2 protein-coding genes are annotated in these 1,646 nt (G+C 71.2%); both read right to left on the minus strand.

Annotated elements, in window-relative coordinates:
• Positions 1 to 1,003 (minus strand): AAA family ATPase (locus G6021_RS15625; RefSeq protein ID WP_182641690.1); only part of this gene is annotated, 1,003 nt, incomplete at its 3' end.
• 171 nt (positions 1,004 to 1,174) lie between these two features.
• The coding region (locus G6021_RS15630; protein WP_206682431.1) for an NlpC/P60 family protein at positions 1,175 to 1,646 on the minus strand (472 nt) is incomplete at its 5' end.

Genomic DNA, 1,646 nt, shown 5'->3' on the forward strand with positions numbered 1-1,646 from the left:
CCTCGAGAACGCGGCGCACGACGGTGTCCGCGGTGATCTCGTCCGCCAACGCGTCGTAGGTGAGGACGAGTCGGTGGCGGAGCACGGCGGGGAGCACGTCGACGACGTCCTGGGGCACCACGTAGTCGCGACCGCGGACCAGGGCCAGCGCGCGGGCCGCGGTGACGGCACCCAGGGTGGCCCGGGGGGACGCGCCGTACGCGAGCCACCTGGCCACGTCCTCGAGGCCGTGCCTCTCGGGTTCGCGGGTGGCGACGGTGACCCTGACCACGTAGTCGACCAGTGCGTGGTGGACGAAGACCTCCCGGACCGCGTCCTGCAGCCGGATCAACGCGTCGACCCCGAGGACGCGGGACGGCTCCGGCGGACGTGTCCCCATCCGGTAGACGATCTCCCGCTCCTCCTCGGGGCTCGGGTAGTCCACGACGAGCTTGAACAGGAACCGGTCCCGCTGGGCCTCCGGGAGCTGGTACACGCCCTCGCTCTCGATGGGGTTCTGGGTGGCCATCACCAGGAACGGTGTCGGCATCGGGAAGGTCTGGCCGCCGATCGAGACGTGCCCCTCCGCCATCACCTCGAGCAGCGCCGACTGGACCTTGGCCGGCGCGCGGTTGATCTCGTCGGCCAGCACGAAGTTCGCGAGGATGGGACCGAGTTCGACCTCGAACTCCTCGCGGCCCTGCCGGTAGATCCGGGTGCCGACGATGTCCGCCGGAACCAGGTCCGGGGTGAACTGGAGGCGACGGAAGCTGCCCCCCACGACGGTGGCGAACGTCTCCACGGTGAGCGTCTTGGCGACACCCGGCACGCCCTCGAGGAGGATGTGACCGCGCGAGAGCAGACCCACCAGGATCATCTCGATGAGCCGGTCCTGGCCCACCACGACCTTCTTGACCTCGTACACCGCCTGCTCGAGCAGCCTGGCGTCCGAGGCCGCGGAGGAGGCGGAGACCGCGGGGAGTGAGCCCGGGTCGGCCGGGTGGTCGGTGTGGGGATCGCTCACCGCGGAGGGCTCCTTCGCGAGGTCGGGGGTCTGTGGCCCTGGGGCCGGACCGTCAGTGCGGACTGTGGTCGACAGTACCGGTGTACGGCCGTGCCCGGCCCGACCGATGGTCGGGCCGGGCACGGTGGTGTCGGCACGGCGGGATCGGCACGGTGGCTCGGCGCGACGTCGTCAGGTCAACCGGACGACCATGGGTGAGATCCCGGCCATCCGGACCGGCGAGATCTTGACGACGTCACCGGACTGCTGGGCCTCCACCATCCTGCCGTCACCCAGGTAGAGCGCCACGTGGCCGGGCCAGAAGAGCATGTCTCCGCGCTTGCGTGTGGCCACCGGGTGCTGGGGGCCCGCGGTGTACTGGTACCCGGTGAAGTGCGGCAGTGCCTTTCCGATCCCGGCGAACGCGTAGATCATCAGGCCGGAGCAGTCGAAACCGATCTTGTTGTAGTCGCCGTGGCGGTCCGCGACGCCGCCGTCCCGGATGCCCCGCGTGGGACCCCTGGCGTCGCCGCCGCCCCAGGCGTAGGGGACGCCGAGTTGGGACAGTGCACGGTTGACGACCGTCTCCACCTGCGCGGAGCTGGACGGCGTGCCGGAGTTGCCGCCGCCCTGACCTGGGGCGGGGGCGGGCGCGGCAGGAGGC

It is taken from the genome of Dietzia sp. CW19 (assembly GCF_014145265.1).
GTDB classification, from domain to species: Bacteria; Actinomycetota; Actinomycetes; order Mycobacteriales; family Mycobacteriaceae; genus Dietzia; species Dietzia natronolimnaea.